The sequence below is a fragment of the Nocardia caishijiensis NBRC 108228 genome, from assembly GCF_001612825.1.
GTDB classification, from domain to species: domain Bacteria; phylum Actinomycetota; class Actinomycetes; order Mycobacteriales; family Mycobacteriaceae; genus Nocardia; species Nocardia caishijiensis.
The window spans coordinates 264,128-280,738 of the sequence record NZ_BDBE01000030.1 but is presented as its reverse complement, the minus strand read 5'-3'; the positions used below and the strand labels follow the sequence as shown (position 1 = coordinate 280,738).

The following is a 16,611-nucleotide window of genomic DNA, read 5'->3' as shown; positions in this document are numbered from 1 at the left end:
CCAGCAGCTACGCATATCCGTTGGTTTTTCGGCGGTTACTACCGGAACCCCGACTGCGGATCAAGCGGGCGAGCTGGTCCCGGTCGGCGACGTCGAGTTTGATGCAGGCGCGGTAGATGTGGCCTTCGACCGTACGGATGGAGACACACAGGCGTTCGGCGATGGCCCGATTGGACAGGCCTCGGCCGATCAGGGCGGCGATTTCGCGTTCGCGCTCGGTGATGGGGAGCGGGCGGGCGGCGGCGGTGACGGCGGGTGTTCCCGCGTCGTCGCAGCGGGCGGCCAGCGCCGAGGCGCGGGCGGCGGCCTCGGCGCTCGGATGGCGCCGTCCGGCGTGGTCGTGGATGGGCACGGCTTGGGCGGCGGCGTCGGCGGCCGACAACAACAAACCCGCGGCCTCGAATTCCTCGCTCGCGGCGATGAGGGCGACGGGGTCGGCCTTGGCGACGGCGTTCGCGTGCCGGGCGTAGATTCCGGCGACCGGGCCCTGGACGCGGGAAGCGAGAGCGCTCAGCCGGGTGGCGACGGTCCGGTCGCCGAAGCGCGCGGCGTGGTGCAGCGCTTCGGCCTCCATCGCGAATTGACCTGCGCCACGGGCGATATCGGCGGCTTTGCGAGCCAGCTCGACCGCCGCGTGCGGGCGGTGTTCGGCCGCCGCCAGCCAGGCGCGGGCGATGACACGTTGCGGTTCATGCAGGGCCATGTGCGGCCCGCGGTGCTCCTCGGCGTCGCCGAGGACGCGCTCGGCGTGTTCCACCTCCCCCAGCGCCGCGTAGGCGCGGGCCAGCAGCAGGCGCGCGGGGAGTTTCCACGGGAGCGAGGCTTCGGCGTTGAGCGCGGCCAGCGCCTGTTCGAAGGCGGTGATCGCGTCGCGGAACCGGCCGCGATAGGTGGCCACGACCCCGGCGGCGATCCGGGCGACCGCCCAACCGGCGAATTGTCCGGCCGAAGAGAACTCACGGTATTCGGCGGCCCGCTGTTCGGCGAGGTCGAGGTCACCGATGGTGGTCAGCGCGAGTACGTCGCCGTAGCGGACCATCACCCGGATGAGCCCGTCGGTAGCCTTCTGCTGGGCACGGCTGCGCGCCGCGACGGGCGCGAATTCGGCACCTCGACCGGCCACCGGCAGGGCCAGCCCGAGCGCAAAGGCGGCGAAATCGACGGCCTGGCGCGGTGATTCGGGATCGGCGAGCACCTGCTTGGCGGCGTCGATGCCCTCGGTGATGTGGTTCTCGTGGACGGCCATCGCCGCCGCGGCGGCGTCGACGGTCAAGCGCAGGGCGCGGTATTCGACCCGGGCGCGCAACAGGTCGACGAGCTCGCGGGCGTGTTCGACATCGCCGAGCGACCAGAAGCGCAGGCTCGCCCGCACCACTCCCCACTGCACCAACTGCAAGGGGTCGAGCTTATCGGGGTCGAAGCGCGCGAGGATCCGGTCGGCCTCGCGCGGCCTGCCCTCCCACAGCAGTGCGCGCGAGTGCAGTTCGGCCGCGCGCAGCCCGCCGCCGCGTTGGCACGCGGCCCGTGCGAGCTGCTCACCGAGTGGCAAGTTAGCCAGTGCCACAGCGTCTTTCGCCGCGTCGATGAGCAGGTCGACGCCGACGGGTCGGTCGCTGTCGACACACAACCTGGCCAGCCGGATGCGATGGGCGGGTGTGCTCAGGTCCCGGTCGCGCAGGGTATCGACGAGGCGTCCCCGCCGGGCGCGCGCGGCAGCGGTCCCCACCCGGCGCCGCACCACCTCGCCGAGCAACGGATGGCTGAACCGCACATCGACGGCGCCGTTGTGCCTGCTCACCCGGATCATCCCGGTCGATTCGGCGGCGTCGACCGCCTCCACCCCGACGAGTTCGCTGAGGACGTCGATGTCGAGCGGCTCGTACACGGCCAGCATCTCCAGCACGTCGAGCACCGGTTTTCCGGCCCGGGTCAGTCGTTCGTCGAGCAGGGCGACGAGCCCGGAGGGCACCGCGGTCGGCCCGCGTAGTTGCCAGACCCCGTTGACATCGGTGAGGGTGCTCGCTTCGACCGCGCCTTCGACCATGTTCCGCAGGAACAGCGGGTTGCCGCCGGAGGACTCCCACATCACGTCGGCGCTGAGCCCCTCGAGAGTTCCGCCGAGCACGTGCTGCACCAGGTCGGTGCACTGCTGTTTGGTGAACGGCGCCAACTCGATTCGCTCGAGATACCCGTCCTTCCACAGCGAGGTGACCGCATCGGGTACCGGTTCGCCGCAGCGGACCGTGGCGACCACGCGCGCACCCTGGTCGACGGCGATCTGGTGCACCAGGGTGGCCGACAGAGTGTCGAGCAGATGGGCGTCGTCCACGCCGAGCACCGTGCCTGGCCGGGCGAGCAGGTTCTCGCGCGCGGAATGCAGCAGCGCGAGCGGGTCGCGCGACGCCGAGGCGGCGATCCAGGGCGCGAAGGCGCCGAGCGGAATGGCCTGGGAGGAGGCGGTGCACGCCGCCCAGCGCACGGGGTCGGGCAGGGCTGTGGTGACGAGCCGCGCGAGCGTGGTCTTGCCGACGCCCGCCGCGCCGACGAGAACCACGCCACCGGTGTCGCCGCTCGTCAGCGCGCGGTGGACAGCCTCGTACTCGGTGGGGCGATCGAGCAGCTGCCACAGTCCGCCCATGGGCGAAAAGTGTAGATGTCCAGCGACGACGCCACAACGAAACGCGCCAGGAGCGGCGTGGGAACGGGTGGGCGCGACGCTGGTCACGGCGGCAGCTCGGTAGCGTCGCGCGGTTCGACGCGCGGTGCGTTGCCGACCTCGTGGCGGTAGTTGCTCGACGCCTCGTACACCCGCTTCTTGAGCCGGTTGATCGAGCCGAGTGGCCGGTGCGCGTCGAGACCGCGCCAGGAGTTGAACGAGAGCACCTCGTCGCCGTAGGCGCGGCGTTGCGGGGTGTACGGGTCCTGCCGGTCGAAGCGCAGGGTCGCCACTGTTTCGTGCGCCGATTCGGACTCGGGCCACTCGACGGTGGCGTCCTCGATCGGCATCCGCGTGCTGTCCGTACACAGTTGGGCGCGCAGTTCGTAGGTGGCGCCGTGCGCGGCGAAGAAGTCGATCACCGAGTTCTGGTGCGCGTTCACACCGGCCGACTCCGGGATCGGTTGCCCGTGCAGGGCCACGACTTCCGGCGACACCGGGGCGTAGAGCAGTTTGGCGACATAGTCGCCGTGGCGCAGCGGCGCCGAGGTGAAGAAGGTCTCGCCGAGGATGTGGGTGTTCGGCGCGACGAAGACACCGAGATTGGGTGGCACCCCGGTGCCGAGGCGGCGCAGCACGTGGGTGTCCAGCGCGGCCACCAGATCGCTGCCGACCCGCAACGCGGTATCGGGCAGGCGGGCGAGCACCCAGGCGGTCGGCATCCCCTTGGTGAGGTAGGCGTGCGCGTCGGCGAAGAGGAACTCCCGATGGGTGACCATGATGAAGTCCTGGGTGGTCGCATCGTCGTCGGGCAGCGCGCGCGGACCGTGCACCCCGAGCACCTTGATGCCGAGACCACGGACGCCGCGCAGCTGATCGCTGCGGATCACCCCCGAGGTGCTCGACAACCGGGCGATCACCGGATACGTCGCCGGTTCGGCGAACATGCCCTGGGCCAGTTCGGCGCGCAGTCCCGCGTGGACGGTGAGTTCGCCGCGCAGGATGCCGTGGCTCTTGGCGTGCGCGTCGCGCAGACCGCGCTTGTACTTGCGGAAGGCGCGTTCGTTGTTGGTGCGCAGCACCGCGATGATCCGGTCGATGTCGCGTTCCTCGTCGGCACGTGGATGTTCCAGATCGTCGCGGTAGCGCAGGTACGTGGTCACCGGGACCTCCACGGGGCGAAGGGGTTCGCGACACCGGTCAGCGCGGGCGCGAGGGTGGGGAAATGGCGGAGCAGCACCGTGCGCATCGTGTTGTCACGCACCCAGGCCATCCCCGCCTCGGTGTAGATCTCGGGCCGGAAGTCGGTGGTGAAGAAGCGGTCGGCCGAGAGCCTGCGCGAGGCCATCAGCACGAAGATCCGGAAGGCGGTGTCGCCGAATCCGAAACCGGGTGGTTTGGGCTCGGCGTAGAGGCCGATCATCAGGTCGACGTCCTCGACGGTGTCGTACACCTGGGCGAGTTCACGCGCCCAGCGCGGATCGTCGGTGAGGTCGGCGAACGAGCGCGCGGGCGCGAGGCGCAGTTGCCGCCGGAACTCGTTGTAGCGCGGCACACCTCGTTCCCGCACGCGCAGGATGTCGATGGTCGCCAGATCCAGTGGTTGGTCCTCGCCACGGTCGAGGCGGCGCAGGTGCTGCGGGTAGTTGTGCAGGGTGAGCGCGCCCGGGTTGGCCCGGCCGAAGGAATACAGCAGCGTGTCCATCGGGATTTCCGTGAGCCGTTGCCGGATGTGGCGCACACCCAGCTCCGGGAAGGGCAGGCGCTCCAGGATCTTGTCGTCGGCCAGGCCGCGTACCGTCAGTTCGTCGGGAATCAGGGGATGCATCCGGTAGACCGCGACGAATTCCTCGGTCAGCGAATAGGGAACGCCGTGATCCTCACGGACGGAACCCGGTATGCCACACAGGACTTCGTTGTCGACGAGCCTGCCGAAGCGACGCGCCACCCGTTCGCCGAGCAGCCCGAACCAGTTGGCGCGCAGTGCGGCGACCGTGGTGGGATGGGCGATCACGGCCGGTGTCCAGTCGACGGTGTGGATCTTGGCGATCAGCGCGGCGTTGATCAGGCGGGCCGTGTCGTAGAGCCACTGATCGTCGCGGCGGTCCGGGTAGCGGGCGACCAGGCGCTCGCAGATGGCGTTGTGTTCGCTCAGGAATAGTGAATGCAGCAGCGCCAGCCCGACCCAGGCGTTGGCCGCTGCCGGTGATCTGGCCACCAGGCTCGCCGCGTCCACCGGTGGCAGGCCGAGTTCGTCGAGGATGACCTGACCGAGTTTGCCCGACCGCAGCGCCCCCGCGGCTTCGGCCGTGGTGCCGTAGATCTGGGAGGCATCCCACCAGTGGGATTCGCCGGTGACGAAGGTGGGCGGGTCGGCGGGATCGGGCGCGGGCACCGTGGCCGTGCGTGGGATGGTCATCGTCGGCCCCCACCACCCGCCGTCGGCGACGCCGACCGTGAACGGTTCGGCCTCGGACGGTCGGTGGCTGAACCAGTCGTGCACCTCGAACTGGATCCAGGCCGCGGCGAGCAGGTTCAAGGTGGTCGCGGGCCGGAACTCGTCGCGGGCGAGCAGTGTGGTGCTCACCGTGCGCGGGTTGGGGTCGAGGATGCGAGCGTCGTCCTCGGGCCGGGTGTTCGCGAGGGGGATGTTGCGACCGAATCGGCAGCCGATCGAGCCCGCGCGCGGGTCACCGGGGGTGTTGTAGGTGCCGTCGAGGGTGCGGGTGAGGTGCTCACCCGGTTCGTCGGGTGGCAGCGGACCGTCGGGGTGCGGGCCGGTGTCGACGAGGTTGTGTGCCCGCAGTCCGGCCCGTAACCCGATGAGCACGGCCAGGCCGAGTGGTTTCGGCAACCGGAACCAGCCGAACCGGCGGTCGATCGCTTGCGCGGCGTCGGCGAGGACATTCGCGATGCGTGACCGGCTCGGCGCGGGGTCGCACCCGCCGGTGTGGTGAGGGGCGTCGATCATCGGGAACCTCCACGAACTGAGGCGGGACCGGATCGACTCAGTCTCCGCCCCACACACTGGCCTGTCACGAGTAGTCGACTACCTCAGCCCCCACCCACTGCGGGAGTGATCGGGTAGCCGACTACGCGCGCGCCACCCGGCCCGAGTGGACGACCCTGACCGTGGACACCCGCTGCCCGTGCGCCGGGGTCCACCGCAGGCGACAGAAGGGAACCCGGGTGATCACGCCGATCGAAATCAAGGTCAATCTCGACACCGATGTCGCGGTGGCGCTGCGGCGCCTCGGCTGCGGTCCGGACACGGCCGATGTGCGCGACATCTGGTTCGCCGAACCCGACTCGGCCGGATCACCGGCGCTGCTGTCGGGCCGCATCGTCATCCGGTTGCGCAGTGGCGCCGAGGACGACCTCACCGTGAAGCTGCGACCGTGCACCCCCGCCCAGCTCAGCGGTCGATGGGCACGACCGTTCCTCGACGAGGGGGTGCGGTATCGGATCGAGCGCGATTGGTGCAGCCCGCTGCGGATGTTGTCGGCGTCGGCGATCAGTGGGTGGCCCGCCGGTTCCCTGCGGGACTGCGTGGAGCGCGGGGTCGATGTCACCGAGGCGCTCGCGACCGCGCAGCGGCAGTTCCTGGTGAGTTGCACGCCACCGGGTGTCGCGGTGGATCGGCTGCGCGCGCGGGGGCCGGTGCACGCGCTGCGGTGGACCGGCGTCGCCCTAGGTGGGTTGTGCGTCGATGTCGAGCGGTGGCGGATCGCCGACCTGGATCTGCTCGAACTGGCTGTGAAAATCACCGCCGCGCCCCATGATTCGCCCGTCGGCCCGCACCTGCGCGCCGCCGCCGCACAACAGCGCCTTCTCGACGCGGTACACGCGCTCGGCCTGACGCCCGCGACCGGCTCGACCAAAACCGAGCGGGCGCTCGCCGCGTCGGCACGGGCACGACCGGGTTCCTAGATCTGACAGGACGTCGTGGCCCGCCGGCGAGCGACGCCGTTGTCGTCGACCTGCGGTGCCGCGACTGTCGCAGAACCCCGAGACCCGCACCGACCACGCTGTCGGACCAGGCTCCGGGTGTACCGCGACACTGCCGGGCGTTCAATTCACGATGATGAAGTTGAACAGCACCCTGATATTGCTGCTCCACCCGACGTGATACCGCACCGAAATGGTGCCGTCGGCGTGCGGGACCACGTTCAATACCTGGGTGGTCGCCAATCCGAGAAACGGGGTGCCATTGTTGTCCCGCTCGGTCAGGCTCACCGAGACCTGACTGTCGGCGCGCACCGTGGCATTCGGGAAACCGAACACCCAGGCACCGGTGCCGTGGGTGAGCAGACCCTTCTGCGCCCAGAAGATCGAGGTGATGTTCGTTTCCCCGATGGCGCGGGTGCCCACCGCTTCGACGGCGGAGTATCCCGCTTTGGTCGACTCGAAATCCTCTTCCACGGTGTCCGCGCTCGCCGCGACGACCGCGTCACTGCTGTCTTCCTGCAACATTTCTCTGCCCTTTCTCGGCGGAAATCTCTGTATCTCGATGATCGCGCGCGGGTCCACCCCACCGAATGCGTAATCCACTACCCCACTGCGTATCCCCGGATTCGGGTAGTGGGCCACGCTATCTCCTGGCGCGCCGCGTGCCGAGTATGGGAATTGCCGAATTTCTTCGGCGACTTTCGATAATTCCGGCTCGGATGGAGGAACGGCAGTGAGCGGATATTCGTTGCACATCGGTTTGAATCGGGTCGATCCGGCCGCCTACGGCGGTTGGGACGGCGCACTCGCGGGTTGCGTGAACGACGCGAACTCCATGGCGGGGCTGGCCGCCGCCCAGGGTTTCGCCACCTCGGTGACCCTGCTCGACAGCGCGGCCACCTCGTTCGCGATCATCGGCGAGATCGGTCAGCTCGCCACCAACGCGCAACCAGGCGACCTGGTGCTCATCACCTATTCCGGTCACGGCGGTCAGGCGTGGGACGTCGACGGCGAGGAGGACGACAACCAGGACGAGACCTGGGTGGCCTACGACCGTCAGATCGTCGACGACGAACTGTTCCAGATGTGGCGGCAGTTCGCGGCGGGAGTGCGGGTGGTGGTGTGCTCGGACAGCTGTCACAGCGGCACCGTGGTGCGCGACGCCTTCACCCGCGACAGCCGCGCGGCCATCGCGACGGTGGCCGAGAGCGCCTACGCCGACGCGCCCGCCGCGCCGACGGTGGTGCAGGGCAGTCCGAAGGCGATGCCACGGGAGGTGCAGTCCGAGGACAACAAGCGGCGCAGGCAGCTGTATTCGTTCGTACAGCGGCTGAGCGGCCCGCAGTCGCGCTCGGACCTGCGCGCGAGTGTGGTGCTGCTGTCGGGTTGCCAGGATTCACAGCTGTCCTATGACGGGCCGGTCAACGGCCAGTTCACGGGTTCACTGCTCGAGGTGTGGGCCAACGGCGCCTTCACGGGTGGGTACACGCAGTTCCATCGGCAGATCATGAACATCATGCCGCCGGATCAGGTGCCGAATCTGTTTCCGCTCAACGCGGGTGCCGATTTCCTCGACCAGCGTCCGTTCACACCCTGAGAGGTGAGAAGGTGCGGGGCGCTCCCCCGCACCTTTTTCACGCGCGATACCACTCGACCGGCAACACGATCGTGGCGACGAAGACGGTACGCAGTCGCAGTTCGGCGGGCAGATCCGGAGCTTGCTGGCCGGTGAGCTTCTCGGTTTCGCACAGGCGCAGGCGCAGATGGTCCGCGGTCGGCGGCATCGTCAACGGCGCGACGGCACCGTCCTCGGCCCGTTCGACCACCGCGCCGACCGGCCGCCATACCGGCAGGCCCTGCTGCTCGGCCGGATCGTCGACGACGAGGTCGACGGACTCGGGTACCGAGCCCGCCGGGCAGGACTCCAGGCGCAGCTCCAACCGGTTGAGTGGGTTCGGTGACGTGCCCCCGACCGCGACGCGCAGCTGGTCGCCCGAACGTTCGACCACGACATTCCGGTGGGGCAGCAACGGCACCGCGTCGGTGATCACGATCGGCGACAGGTACATCCCGTCGAGGCTGTGCCGCTGGAAGCGGGCCACCGCCAGCCGGACGAACGGGTGATAGGACTGCTGTTCCCTCGGTACGGCGAGCTGGACGTCGGCGAACCACCGATCGGTTCCCGGCGACACCTCGTGCGGCGCGACCGCCACGAACTCGCCGAGTTCGGGGACGACGACGTCCACCGGCTCGACGGCCGAGGGGAACCATTCGGCCTGCGGGAACGACGGCAGATCCGGCGTGCCGAACAACGGGTCGCGCCCGGCCCGGCTCACCGTGGCTGCCACCGTCGGGGTCGGGTCGGCGTCCGGTGCGAGCACCACCCCCAGCTGCTCCCCCGCACCGGTTTCGTACCAGGGCCGTGCCACCTCGACCCGGATGCGTCCGCTGTCCCTGCTGAATTCGAGGCGATCGGCGCCGGTTCTGACGACCCGGGTCGCGAAGGCGGGGACGACCCCGAGCACCACCGGCGCGGCGGGTCGCGCGCTGGACACGATCACGACCGGTGTCTGGGGGCGGGTGAGGGCGAAGTCGGAGTCGGGATCGGTGGCCGCGAAGTACTGCCGGTAGCGGCTCGCCGCCTCGAGCGTGTAGGTGACGGTGCGGTGGCGGGTGTCCCCGAATTCGTGTCTGAACCGCATCGATGGCATGTGCCCGGGGTCGATCACCTGGCTGTGGACAGCGGCGAGTGTCCTCGGAGTCAGCGCGGTGGCGGCGCTGGTGCCGGTGTCGGTGACATCGGTCCAGGCGGCGGAGACACCGAGTCGGCCGGTACTGTGCGGGTCGAGACCGGCGTCGGTGAACATCGGTGTGAGCAATGCGGTCGGGTCGCCGGGTTGGCGATGGACGGCCTCGTCGGGCAGTTCCCAGACGGGTTCGCGCAGTGGGTGTTTCACCGCGTGCACCACCTCGATCCGGACGGGCGGGGTGACGGCGGGATTGCGGCCGAGCTTGGTGCTGTCGGGCGAGATCGTCGGCTCCCCCGCGCCACCGGCGAGCGCGTCGCTGATGGCCAGATGGTTCGACAGCTCGCCGTCGAGGGTGGAGCTGAGCTCGATCCTGGCCTGCTTGCCCTTGGCGAGCCCGATGCTCAGCACGTCACCGTTCCAGCGCACGGTGATCGGTTCGGCGCCCGGGCTGTCGTGCAGTTCCACGGTTTTGGCCCCGTAGTGCGGCCAGGCGGGCGACCAGGCGCTGTGGTCACCGATCGTCGCGACCAGCCCGGCCTCACCGAAGCGTGCCTGGGCCCGTACCCCGCTGGCGACCGGATCGGGCAGGCCCGCGCCGCTGCCGTCGGTGTCCATGGCCCGCTGGGCGAGCTGGAAGGACTCCTCGTCGGTGCGTTCGTCGAGCATCCGGTGCTGTTCGACCAGCGACAGGGCGGCGGTGGGTGCGCGCAGGACACGACTGTCGCGCACGGGATATTCCGGGTTCTCGGCGTGCAGGTCGGCGACACTGCGACCGGCGTCGCTGCGGATGACCAGGCGGGTCACCGTGGCACCGGTCGCGAGCGCGGCGGGCCCGTGCACCTGCGGCGGCGGAACCGGGTCGTGTCGCAGATAGCTCACTGCCGCGCTCGCCACGGTGGCGTCGTCGAGTTCGGCGGTGGTGAGCCCACCGCCCGCCATGTCGGCGATGCGTACCCGCACCTGATACAGGTCGGCGAAGCGCAGTGCGGGCATGCTGCGTGGCGGCACCGTGTAGTCCCAGGCGAAGTCGAACGGCAAGGGCTGCGCGGGGTTTCGCGCCGGACCGGTGGTGTCGCCGCGCAGGTTCGGTGACGGCAGCGCCAGACTCCACCCGTCCCAGCGCAGCACCGCTTCGTCGGCGCGCAACTGCCCGTCGGCGCCGCGCACGGCGGCGAAGGGTTTCACGTGACCCTCTTCGCGGCCCGCGACGATGTCGACGCCGTTCACGCGGTAGCCCGCGTCGCGGGCGCACACCGACAGCCACGGGGTGCCCTCACGGCGGATGTCGACGCGGTAGCCGAGCACGAGATCCTCGGCGGTGAACACGACGTCACCGAGGTCGCGCGCTCGCCGGGTGCTTGCGCCGCTGCGGGCCAGGTACTCGCGGCCGCGACCCGGCTGGAGCAGGGTGATACCGCTGGAACGCACCGGCGGCAGCACCGGATCGGCCGGGGTGTTGGCCGCGAAATCGTGGGCGGCCTGACGGAATCCGTCGGCACCGCCGTCGATGTCGAAGGTGGCGATGGCCCAGCGGCGCGACGCGGCGGGCGCCGAGGGGTCGGTGAGCGAGACCGAGTCCGACAGGTCGAGCATGCCCGCGCGGATGCCGGAGGACGCCGAGGGATCGGGCGCGGGCCGGAACCCGGTCGCGGTGAGTTCGTAGCGGGTCCACGGTGCGGTGACCAGGTTGCGCAGGAACGGCGGGTCGACACAGCGCACGCTCAGCAGCGCGGTGCCCTCGCCCAGATCGGTGGCGGCACAGCGCAGTTCGAAGACGAGCCCGAGTTCGAGCAGCACCGCCGGGTGTTCGCGCAGGTTGGCCACCGTGCGATGGAAATCGGCGACGACCGGTGGGGGTGGTTCGTTGTCGTCGGGCACCGGCGCGGTGGCGGTGCCGTGCCAGGTGGCGAGTTGTTCGCGCACCGCCGCCTCGGTTTCCTCCGGTGGGCGTTCGGCGCCGACGCGGGTGACGGTGCGCAGGGTCGCGGCGACCTTCGTCGCGGTGGCGGAGGTATCCGACACCTGCGGCGGTCCTACCGTGCGGTCCTCCCATTGCCGGACGAAACCCGCATCGCCCCCGAAGAATTCGTGCCACAGCTCCGAACGCGCCCGCGCCACCAGGCGCGGCGCCGAGGCCACCACCCGCTCCCCTGTGTCGGTGCGCACGCGCAGTTCGAAACCCGTCTGGTCGTTGAGCAGGGACGGCCAGTCCGCGAGCCCGAAGTCGACGAGGGTTCCTTCGTCCAGCCTCGGGACGACGAGCACCCGCACGCTCAGCTCGGCACCGTCACGGCCGGACGGCACCGCCACCCAGAGCATCTCACTCATCGTCCACCTCGTAGACCCGTGCGACATTGTCGGTGCAGCCGCCGACGATCACCCGACCGTCGGCACCGGCGGCCAGGTGACTCATCGGCATCGGCTGGAGGAACCGGTCGATCTCACGCCCGCTGACGGGGTCGATCACCGCGACGACCGAGTCGTCGGCGGACACGATCAGCTGGCCGTTGGCCGCGAATGCCAGGCCGTTCACGGTCGCTCGTGCCGTGAGCCGGTGCACTAGAACCTCCCGGTCGCCGTCGATCCGCAGCAGGTCGACGGTCGACCCGCCCGCCGTGGCGAGCAGACTGCCGTCGGGTGCGAGGGCGAGCACTGTCACCGGGCCGGGGTGCTCGATCCGCAGGCGTCGCACCCCGGTCGCGGCGTCGATCACCAGGGTGCTGCCGTCCTCGCTCGCGGTGACGAGCGTGTTCGCCCGGGCGCACAGTCCCCGGATCTTGGCGTCGTGTTCGAACGGTGGGTGAACCTCGGCGCCGGTCGTCCCGAGCAGGATGCGCACCTTGCGATCCAGGGCCGCTGTAGCAACCCAGGAGGCCGCCGGTCCGATCACGACGTGGGTGACAGCGAGCGGATGCTGATGCGACCACAGCTCGGTGACGTTCTCCGGATCGGCACCGGGTGCCCGGTCGAACAGGCGGGCGGTGCGATCGGCGGCGGCAGTGGCGACGCGGGTCCCGTCGTCGCTCACGGCGACCGCGTTGACCGCCCCGGTGTGCCGCGCGGTCCAGCGAGCACCGGTGAGAGTGTCGAAATGCCTGCAGCGACCGTCGCTGCTGCCGGTGACGACGCCGTGTCCGTCCGGGCTCACCGCCACGGTGCCGATCGGGCCGGGGTGCACCCGTTCGAGCATCAGCTCCCCCGTCGCGGCACGGAAGACGACGAGTTTCGCCTCGGCCGCGACGGCGACGATCCCGGCCGCGCTGTCACTGGCGGACACGGCACCGATGCGAGCACCACAGTCGCGCCGGGATCGTGCGGGGGTACCCAATTCATAGACACGAACAGCGTTTTCACCGCCGGTGACGAGGGTGGTTCCGTCGCCGGACACGGCGAGGTGCCACACCGTGTGTCCCGGATCCGACCACACCACCGAATCACCCGTGGTCTCGATCACGCTGACCCCGGCCGGTTCGGTCGCGGGCGGGATCGCGACATTCACCGCGAGCCGCTCGCCGCGCGGCAGGAAGACGCCCGCGAACGGCCCGTTGCCCGGGACCGGCAGCATCCTGCGCACGCCACCGTCGACCACCGACAGCAGTGCGACGCCCTGATTGCCCACGCGGACAAGGGTTTCGCGGGCGGGGCTGTAGAACAGGCTCTCGAACCAGGTGTTGATGTTCGCCAGTTCGGGTGCGGCGACGGCGCCGCGCGCGACCGCGGCACCGGTCGCGTCGGGGTCGAGGTCGTAGGTGGTGATGGTGCCCGTGGTGGCGCTCGCGAAGATCACGCCGTCACCGCGCGGGGTGAATTCGGCGGCCGACGGGATGTTCGTGTGGTCGCCCACCTGCCATCGCGGAGTGGCCGTCGCCAGGTCGACCAGCGACGGGCAGCCGGTGCACAGCAGCGCCGAGTCGGACCGGAATCGGGGGCGGGTCATGGAGTTTCCCTGCCGATACAGCACCGCGCCGCTCGGCACGTCGAGCACCATGTTCTGCGCGAACTCCCCACCCGCTCCGTCGTCGAGCACACCGATGAGCGCGAGCCGTTTGCCGTCCGGGGCGAGTTCGAGAAACCCGCCGCCGCGCTGCGTCCACAGCTGTTCACCGGTGTCGGTGCGCATCAGCGCGACCCACCGTTCGTCGGCGGTGTTCATCCCGGTGAACACGAAGAACTCCCGGTCGGGGGCGAAGAGCACGTCGAAACAGAGCACATCCGCAGTGCTCCAGAGGACCTGCCCGGTCCTCCCGTCCAGCATGCTGGCGCCCGGCGGGCCCTCGCCGTTCCCGAACAGCGACCACGCGGTGACCGCGAAGATCCGCTGCCCGTCGTGGCTCGCCGCGACCCGACCCACCGGGTGCTCGAGCGTCGCCTCCGTGACGATCCGGAAGTGTTCGGCTTCGTTCATTGTCCTACTCCTGCGAACGCGGCCCGGTATTCGAGCCATCGAGCCATGGCGGCATCGCGGTCACGCACGGCGGGCCTACGTGCGGCCCCGCCCGCGAGCACCCATTCGCCGCTGTCGATTTCGACACTGTCCGACCAGAGCGTGAGGTCGACCTCGATCACCAGGGTGGCCCGGCCGACGAGGGCGTTGCGCTCGGAGCGGTAGGTCAGCGACAGGCACAGTTCGATCGACACACTGATCAGCCCGAGGACCTCGACGCAGCCGCCGATGCGCAGATACCCGCACAGAGTGACCGCGCCGTCGGCTTCGAGGGTGAACCGCACACCGCCGAGTGCGTGCACCTCACCGGAGGCGACGACGAAGTCGACCGCGACGAAGGCCCCGAATTCCAGCGCCGCCTCGAAGCGGCGCAGACCGTCGCGGTCCAACTCCAGCTCGAGGTAGCCGCCGCCACCGAACATCATCACCGCGAGCTGGAAGGGGTTCGCGCGGCTGGCGAAGCCGAAGGTGAATCCGACCGGTCGGCCGTCGAACGGGATGTCGACGGCCGAGGTGAGGGCGATGTTGCGCATCACGAACGCTCCGGCGGTGACCGGTGGCAACGGCAGCGCGTAGCGCACGGTGATGCCGCGCGTGCTGATGTCGAGCATCTTGCCGGTGTCGCCGAGCCGCACGAGATCCTGGAGTTCCTTCAGCAGGTTCAGTGCGCCGACGAATTCGACCCGTAGTCCGTCGAGAGCGACCTCGGGTGCGTTGCTCCCGCGCTGGGTGAAGGTCAGTGCGGCGAAGCTCAGCCGCAGCACCCGCTTGGATCCCGGCGGTAGTTCGAGAGTGAATTCCTCGACCGTGCAGCGTGTTTCGTGGTGATCGGGTGCGGCGACGACGGTCAGGTCGAGTCGGGTGCCCGGTCCGGCGACGAACGTGCCGACCGACCGCAGGGCGACGTCGCGCCAGTTCATCCGCACTTCCGGTGGCGCGCCGGTCCGGGGTACCGCGGTGATCTCCGGTGGCAGCCGCAACTGGGTCACCAGGGTGCGCAGGGGAAAACCGAGCAGCGCGGCCTGATCGGACGGGAACAGGGCGGCCGGGTCGATCAGTCCGGTCGCCGGATCGGGCAGCGCCCGCAGGTTCACCGGACCGAGCGTGCGGGAGATGGCATCGGTGACGTACTTCGGGGTCAACAGACCACCCGAGCGTGCGGCGTCGCCACCGAAGTCGATCTCGCGGGCCTGGTCGGGCAACATTTCCAGCACGATGTCGGCGGTACCGTCACGCAGGAAGTTCTCGGCGAGACGGACCGGGGTGAGGCGATCGTCGCCGCGCAGGACCCGCAAGGCGGGAAGGGCGATGTCGAGTCGATCAAGTCCGGCGCGGTACCCGTCGGTCAGGCGCTGCTGCGCGAGACCGGCCAGCGTCAGGCCGTGGACCTCGTGGATGTCGCCGCGGCCACGCCCGCCCGCTCCCGTCAGGTCGAGGGGTGTCGGGGCGATCGACACCGTGACGGTGCCGTAGTCGTCGCGAAGTCGTTGCGCGAGACCGGGATCGGTGAGCGAGGTGCCCGCACCGAGGGCGATCTCGGTGACGAACAGCAGGGGCACGTCGAAGCTCACCACACCGGTGGCGGTGACGCACCGGACCGGGAACAGCACCGGCAGGCCCGCCGTGGTGGTCGGCTGGAAGTGGGTGGCCTGCTCGCCGACACCGGGCAGGCCCGTGAACTGCCAGCCCGTACCGGTATTGGGTGATTCCAGGTCGGTGAAGATCGTGCGCGCGATCTCCACGGTGCCGAGGGGGAACCGACGCCGAAGCTCGGGCTCCTCAGCGGGGCCACGCACGGGTTCGCGGACCGTGAGGACCCCGATCCGCCGCAGCACCGCAGCGCCACCGGTCGAGAGGTCGAACTCCCTCGTCACGACCTCGAGGTATTCCGCTCGATGGCCCAGGGGGTACAGCACACCCTCGAATCGCGCGCGCACCAGCATGTCGCGGCCGAGTACCACGCGTTGTTCCCATTCGAACGCCGCCCAGGTGCCCTTCGCATGCAGGGTGCCGCCGAGGGCGCTCAACTCCAGCCTGGACGCGCTCGCGGGGCTGGTCGCGGTCTCGGCGACGAGGCGGGTGCGGACCGCGCGCGGGGTGCCGAGGGTGTTGGCCCCGAAGTCGGGGTCGAGGGTGTCGGCGATGTCGTGGTCGACGACGCGGACCCCCAACCGCGCATCCGACAGTGTCACGACCTCGGTCGTTTCCGCGTCGACCAGTCGGGTGCGCCAGACACCGTGCACACCATCCGGCCCGGTGGCGCCCGTATGTCTGCACACCACGGTCCCGTTTCCGGATCGGCTCGCACCACGACCGTTCCGCCGATTGGCGGCGATTCGCGGCGCGTCCGATAGCCACGCGTCGTCGGCTCGGGCATCGACGCGACGTGGGCCTGGCCCGGCACCACCGGGAACCAGGATCGTGCGCCACGGCATCTCGATGGCGGTCTCCCCCGGGTCGACCACCAATGGCGCGGCATCCACCGCTTCGAGGATCCCGGTGACAGTCAGGGCGATCCGCCGACCGGGCGGCACCGCGACGACGATCCGGCTCGGCCCGGCGAGCACCCCACGCCAGCCGGGAACCAGCGCGCCGGTCGTGCCCGCCGCCAGGGTCACCGGTGCGGGCGAGAACGGCGGCGAGCATTCTTCCCCGACGTGTTGCGGCGGGAACATCACGGTGAGCCGGGCACCGTCCCCGGCGGTGAGCATGCCGGTGCCGTCGGGGATGCATCCGGTCCAGCGCACCCCGAGGATCAGGTGGTCCTCGGGGCGGATCAGCAGCAGGTAGCGCATCGGGGTGTCCCTCCAACG

9 protein-coding genes are annotated in these 16,611 nt (G+C 70.1%); 2 read left to right on the top strand and 7 right to left on the bottom strand.

Going from position 1 to position 16,611, the window contains the following annotated elements:
* Nucleotides 1–7 precede the first annotated feature (7 nt).
* The 3 genes from NC7_RS14510 to NC7_RS14500 form a co-directional block, all read right to left on the bottom strand.
* Nucleotides 8–2,638, bottom strand: coding sequence for a helix-turn-helix transcriptional regulator (locus tag NC7_RS14510; protein ID WP_067983247.1), 2,631 nt, complete (start codon nt 2,636–2,638; stop codon nt 8–10).
* Between the two features lie 83 nt (nt 2,639–2,721).
* Complete coding sequence (locus NC7_RS14505; protein WP_236573448.1) at nt 2,722–3,819, bottom strand: catalase family protein; 1,098 nt, start codon at nt 3,817–3,819, stop codon at nt 2,722–2,724.
* On the bottom strand, nt 3,816–5,627 hold the full coding sequence (locus tag NC7_RS14500) for a peroxidase family protein (RefSeq protein ID WP_084458488.1): 1,812 nt from the start codon (nt 5,625–5,627) through the stop codon (nt 3,816–3,818). The genes NC7_RS14505 and NC7_RS14500 overlap by 4 nt, the downstream gene beginning before the upstream one ends.
* Before the next feature lie 218 nt (nt 5,628–5,845).
* Between NC7_RS14500 and NC7_RS14495 the strand changes: the two genes are divergently transcribed.
* Complete coding sequence (locus NC7_RS14495) at nt 5,846–6,586, top strand: hypothetical protein (RefSeq protein WP_067983244.1); 741 nt, start codon at nt 5,846–5,848, stop codon at nt 6,584–6,586.
* 141 nt (nt 6,587–6,727) lie between these two features.
* On the opposite strand, the gene NC7_RS14490 is transcribed toward NC7_RS14495, so the two are convergent.
* Nucleotides 6,728–7,129: a hypothetical protein gene (locus NC7_RS14490; RefSeq protein WP_067983242.1), complete on the bottom strand. Its 402-nt coding sequence runs from the start codon at nt 7,127–7,129 to the stop codon at nt 6,728–6,730.
* A gap of 208 nt (nt 7,130–7,337) precedes the next feature.
* Here NC7_RS14490 and NC7_RS14485 point away from each other — a divergent pair, with 208 nt between their 5' ends.
* The gene (locus NC7_RS14485; RefSeq protein WP_067983240.1) at nt 7,338–8,201 is read left to right on the top strand and encodes a caspase family protein; all 864 of its coding nucleotides are present in this window, start codon (nt 7,338–7,340) and stop codon (nt 8,199–8,201) included.
* A gap of 37 nt (nt 8,202–8,238) precedes the next feature.
* On the opposite strand, the gene NC7_RS14480 is transcribed toward NC7_RS14485, so the two are convergent.
* The 3 genes from NC7_RS14480 to NC7_RS14470 are packed head-to-tail and all read right to left on the bottom strand — an operon-like array spanning nt 8,239 to nt 16,593.
* Nucleotides 8,239–11,682 carry a hypothetical protein gene (locus NC7_RS14480; RefSeq protein ID WP_067983238.1) on the bottom strand — a complete coding sequence of 1,148 codons (3,444 nt, stop codon included), beginning with the start codon at nt 11,680–11,682 and terminating at the stop codon, nt 8,239–8,241.
* Nucleotides 11,675–13,759 (bottom strand): WD40 repeat domain-containing protein, encoded by a 2,085-nt coding sequence (locus NC7_RS14475; RefSeq protein ID WP_067983235.1) that lies wholly within the window; start codon nt 13,757–13,759, stop codon nt 11,675–11,677. The genes NC7_RS14480 and NC7_RS14475 overlap by 8 nt, the downstream gene beginning before the upstream one ends.
* The gene (locus NC7_RS14470) at nt 13,756–16,593 is read right to left on the bottom strand and encodes a hypothetical protein (protein ID WP_067983233.1); all 2,838 of its coding nucleotides are present in this window, start codon (nt 16,591–16,593) and stop codon (nt 13,756–13,758) included. Before NC7_RS14470 ends, NC7_RS14475 begins: the two co-directional genes overlap by 4 nt.
* Nucleotides 16,594–16,611: the final 18 nt, after the last annotated feature.

Excerpts from the sequence above, each read along its gene's own strand:
- NC7_RS14510 (WP_067983247.1), bottom strand. The coding sequence starts at position 2,638 with ATGGGCGGACTGTGGCAGCTGCTCGATCGCCCCACCGAGTACGAGGCT.
- NC7_RS14470 (WP_067983233.1), bottom strand. The coding sequence starts at position 16,593 with ATGCGCTACCTGCTGCTGATCCGCCCCGAGGACCACCTGATCCTCGGG.
- NC7_RS14480 (WP_067983238.1), bottom strand. The coding sequence starts at position 11,682 with ATGAGTGAGATGCTCTGGGTGGCGGTGCCGTCCGGCCGTGACGGTGCC.
- NC7_RS14475 (WP_067983235.1), bottom strand. The coding sequence starts at position 13,759 with ATGAACGAAGCCGAACACTTCCGGATCGTCACGGAGGCGACGCTCGAG.
- NC7_RS14500 (WP_084458488.1), bottom strand. The coding sequence starts at position 5,627 with ATGATCGACGCCCCTCACCACACCGGCGGGTGCGACCCCGCGCCGAGC.
- NC7_RS14490 (WP_067983242.1), bottom strand. The coding sequence starts at position 7,129 with ATGTTGCAGGAAGACAGCAGTGACGCGGTCGTCGCGGCGAGCGCGGAC.